Genomic DNA, 4150 nt, shown 5'->3' with positions numbered 1-4150 from the left:
AAATTTTTGGAGGGGGTACTCCCTCTTTTTCTTTTTATTTTTGCAAGCGGTTTCTACTATAATAAGCCTTGTAAGAAACCCTGAAGCTGGAGGAACCGCTTTGGATGAGCTTACTTCCCTGGCGACGGTGCGGGCCTTACTGCGCCAGTACGGTATCAGGCCCAGGAAGCGCTGGGGGCAGAATTTCCTTATCAATCCTGGAATCCTGGAAAAGATTGTGGCGGCTGTAGAAATCTCCCCCGCGGATACCGTGGTAGAAATCGGACCGGGTCTCGGGGCGCTAACCGCGCGCCTGACGGCTCTGGCCGGCCACGTAGTGGCCGTAGAGATAGACCGGTCGCTGGTTGCGCTGCTGAAAGAACGCTTTTCGGCTTGTCCCAACCTTTTCCTGGTTGAAGGGGACGCCTTGAAGGCGGACTTTGACGCCCTTGTTAGGGCTGCTGGCGGAACCTTGCCCTATAAAGTTGTGGCTAACCTGCCCTATTACGTCACCACCCCCCTTCTAACACGTCTTCTGAACACCAACTTTACGGTGCGTCTGCTCGTCGTCATGGTCCAGAAAGAGGTGGCCCTGCGCTTGGTCGCCTGCCCGGGGACGAAGGAGTACGGCTCACTCTCGGTTTTGGCGCAGTACCGGAGCGAAGCCGAGCTGGTAACGGTCGTATCAAGAGGGAGCTTCTTCCCGGCGCCGGCGGTGGATTCGGCGGTGGTTAAGCTGCAGCTCCGGAGTGCGCCTCCGGTTGCTGTTCCCGATGAAGGTCTTTTCTTCCGGGTAGTCCGGGCGGCTTTCGGCCAGCGGCGTAAAACGCTCCTGAATGCTCTGGCGGCGGGACTCGGCCGGGATAGGCGGGAATGGGAGGCGGTCTTAAAGCAGGCCGGCATTGACCCGCAGCGGCGGGGTGAGACGCTTGACCTCGCGGCGTTCGCCGCGATAGCGCGAGTCCTGGCCGAGAGGTAAAAGAGTAAAAAGCGCGGCTTTATGTTATAATGGTCGTGTAAGGATTCTAGAGAAGGGGTAACCATGAACTTCGTCAGCCCCACGAAGGGGAAGTTAAGCTTTAACGAGATGATGACCGACATCATCGAGTTTATCAGGGGGCTACCCACGTCGGCCTATAAAATAATCATCGGTTCCGATTCCCAGGTGATTCACGGCGAAACCCTCTTTATCACCGCGGTAATCGTGCACCGTCTGGGCAAAGGGGCGCGCTACTTTTACCGCAAACGCACCCAGCGGAAGGTGAGGAGCCTCCGCCAGCGGATTTTTCTCGAAACCTCCCTTAGCTTAGAAATCGGCGGCATGGTAACGCAGGCGCTCAATACAGCCGGTCTTGAGGACCAGAAGATCGAGATCCATATCGACGTAGGAAATCACGGGGAGACACGGGAGCTCATCCGGGAGGTTGTCGGTATGGTGGTGGGAAGCGGCTTTAAGGCGAAGATCAAACCGGAGGCTTACGGCGCCTCGACCGTGGCGGACAGGCACACAAAATGACCCGGCTTATGCCGGGCCATTTATTTCCCTGAGGAAAGAGACAAGAAGGTCCCGCCGGCGCGCGGAGTTGTAGCCGTCGTAGCAAACGCCGTCCTTTTCGCGGGAGCGGGGCAGCTCCCGGCAGATGGCAAGGGCTTCCAGGTAGTTGCCGATGATGGTGGCGCCGATCCGCAGCGAATGAAGCGGGCTGCGGGGCGGCGAACCAAGCGCAACATGAGGCAGGTAGGCTGCCACTCCTATCCGGAGCCCGGCACGGGCGGCAAGACACAAGGCCACGGGCGGAACGGCCAGCTCTTCAAGCGGCACGGTTTCGAGGAACCGGCGGGAGACGGCGTGAGGCCCGTGGCTCGGGGACGCTGCTCTGAGGTGCGCGAGCCCGAGAGCTTCGTTGAGCTCCCGGCGATAGGCCACAATCTGCTGTACCAGGGGCTCCGCCGCCGGCGGGGTATCCGGGGGGTAGCAATCGGTGAGCCCCATATCGAGACCGCGGGTTACTGCAGCGGCTAGTTGCCGGAGCACCTTGAGGGGAACGCGGTGCATATCCCCGTCCACAAAAGGCGCGGTCTTTGCCCCTAACTTTAAGGCATAGGCTGCGCCAACGGCCCGGGGAACATCCACCCCCAGGGCCGGGGCGTAAAAAACCGGCTTGATTTTACCCGGCGGGAAATGTTTTACCTCGGTCCAAGTCCCGTCGGTTGAGCCGTTAACCACCACAATTACCAGATCTACCGGTAAAGATAAGAGTTTAGTTATCACCTTCCCAACGCGTCCGGCCTCGTTATGGGCAGGCACTACCGCGCAAAGCAAGCTTTCATCCCCTTCTGGCGTTTAATCCTTCTTTTACATAATATGTAAAAAACGGCAGAGGGGACCGGTTGGTATGGCTTCTTTCCGCGAGGGTGACGTTGTAGCCCGGCGTTCTTATAAAATGGATGTGCTCTTTAAGATCATGCATCTTTTTGTCAGGGATGATGGTAAAGAGTACGCGCTTTTGAAAGGCCTCGATTTCCGGTTGGTTTGCGATGCCCCTCTCGAAGATTTGGTGCTACTGAAGCCGGATGAAGTAGCGGCGCATCGGCGGCAGGTTTTTTTCCGGAACAGCGAGATCATCCGGCGTAGCCTGGCCAGGCGAACCGAAGGTTTCCCTAATATGCGGGATGGCGGTACCATCGAGGCCTTTACGGTTCCAGGTAAGGTTCTCCATATAGACGGGGACCGCGATTACGTAGAGTTCTGTATCACTACCTAAGCAAATGGGGGTGCCAGTAAATGCTTACGTAATTCCGGAAGAAAAACAGCCGAAAGCCGTGGCGGAACTCCTGCCGCGATACCTCCCCGATATTTTGATTGTAACGGGTCACGACAGTTTTCTGCCGACGAAGGGCGATTTCAAGGATCTTACCAGCTACCGTAACTCGCGTCACTTTGTTGCGGCTGTAAGGGCTGCCAGGATTTTTGAGCCTGACCGGGACGCGCTGGTAATCTTCGCCGGTGCCTGCCAGTCCCATTACGAAGCGCTGCTTGCGGCCGGGGCAAACTTTGCCAGTTCCCCCCGCCGGGTGCTGATCCACGCCTTCGACCCCGTCTTTATTGCGGAAAGGGTGGCTTACACACCCGTTCACCAATCCGTTCCTCTCCGGGAGGTGATCGAACATACGATCACGGGCTATGCCGGAATCGGCGGGATTGAGACGCAGGGCCGGCTCCGCCTGGGGGTGCCAAAGTCGCCTTACTGACATAGATTGATTAAGGAACAGAAGGACGCGACCGGCGACACGAAAGCTTACGTAAGGTTGGCTTGTCCGGTGAGGAGGCAAAAGGGATTTCATGGACCGGCAGGAGATGTTTCGCATCGGCTGGCAAGCGGGTTACAATCAGGGGTACATGGAGGGCTTCGATGCGGGCTATGAGGCAGGGTTTGAGCGCGGGAAAAGTTTCGGTTATAATGAGGGTCATGCCGCCATCCTGATATGGCAGGAGGAGGTTCTTCTGGCTCTCCGGCACTTAAGGGAGCTACTTTTCCGGCGGCAGGTCGATCTCTGTGGTGCCTCGGCAGGCGAGGCTCGGAAACTGATCGAGAAGCTAGGCGACCTGGAACTTTCCCACAAACCATAGTTTCCGGTCGGTGGTACCCCACTCTGGTCCCTAATCCGGTAATTCTTGCCGCTACAGCCCAAGTTAGATAAGGCCCTAGGGCAAAAAACGCTGCCCTGGTTCACCTACGGTTTACAATAGTACCTACCGACTTGCGATTTTATGCTAAAATGGCAGGTTACGCCTACTTTATTATTTTTAGCGCCCCTATCAGCGGACAGCTCTGGGCGACAATTTATCTTTACCCGCATATATTGCTATGGAAAGAGCGGAACGGACCATAAAGGTCTGTCGGTATAAGGGTGAACGTATTTTGGGGGAGGGTTTTGGCTATGGTGTGCGCTGGTAAGTATGAATTTTTGAAGGTAAGTCAGGTGGTAGGTGAGGCTGCTACCACTTTCAGGCAGGAGGAGGAAGTGGCGCTGCGACCGGAACATCCCGGGGTGGAAACGCTTCTCAGTATAAAAGGAACGCCGCGGGTGGAGCGAGTCGAGATTTTCCCTGGTAGGGTTCTTGTTGAGGGTGGGGTGGATCTTCAGCTTACTTACGTAGCGTGCATAC

The 4150-nt window shown here is 56.7% G+C and carries 5 protein-coding genes and 1 pseudogene; 5 read left to right on the top strand and 1 reads right to left on the bottom strand.

The features are described from left to right. The first annotated feature begins 100 nt into the window (after positions 1–100). Positions 101–958, top strand: coding sequence for a 16S rRNA (adenine(1518)-N(6)/adenine(1519)-N(6))-dimethyltransferase RsmA (rsmA, locus tag ACUVTA_RS07700; protein WP_445952371.1), 858 nt, complete (start codon positions 101–103; stop codon positions 956–958). Between the two features lie 63 nt (positions 959–1021). Then, positions 1022–1495, top strand: coding sequence for a ribonuclease H-like YkuK family protein (locus ACUVTA_RS07695; protein WP_445952370.1), 474 nt, complete (start codon positions 1022–1024; stop codon positions 1493–1495). A 6-nt stretch (positions 1496–1501) separates the two neighbouring features. Here the strand turns inward: ACUVTA_RS07695 and ACUVTA_RS07690 are convergent, their stop codons facing one another. Next, positions 1502–2302: a glycosyltransferase family 2 protein gene (locus ACUVTA_RS07690; protein WP_445952369.1), complete on the bottom strand. Its 801-nt coding sequence runs from the start codon at positions 2300–2302 to the stop codon at positions 1502–1504. A gap of 73 nt (positions 2303–2375) precedes the next feature. On the opposite strand from ACUVTA_RS07690, the pseudogene yabG reads away from it, so the two are divergent. The 3 genes and pseudogenes from yabG to ACUVTA_RS07675 all read left to right on the top strand — a co-directional run. Beyond that, a pseudogene (gene yabG / locus ACUVTA_RS07685) lies at positions 2376–3231 on the top strand (sporulation peptidase YabG). A 91-nt stretch (positions 3232–3322) separates the two neighbouring features. Beyond that, complete coding sequence (locus ACUVTA_RS07680; protein ID WP_445952368.1) at positions 3323–3610, top strand: hypothetical protein; 288 nt, start codon at positions 3323–3325, stop codon at positions 3608–3610. A gap of 311 nt (positions 3611–3921) precedes the next feature. Further along, positions 3922–4150 (top strand): DUF3794 domain-containing protein (locus ACUVTA_RS07675; protein WP_445952367.1); only part of this gene is annotated, 229 nt, incomplete at its 3' end.

Source organism: Thermodesulfitimonas sp. (assembly GCF_052743955.1).
Note: the sequence above shows the minus strand (reverse complement) of the source record. Positions and strands in the feature narration are given on the sequence as shown.

Coding starts and splice junctions, on each gene's coding strand:
- ACUVTA_RS07695 (WP_445952370.1), top strand. CDS start 1,022: ATGAACTTCGTCAGCCCCACGAAGGGGAAGTTAAGCTTTAACGAGATG.
- ACUVTA_RS07680 (WP_445952368.1), top strand. CDS start 3,323: ATGGACCGGCAGGAGATGTTTCGCATCGGCTGGCAAGCGGGTTACAAT.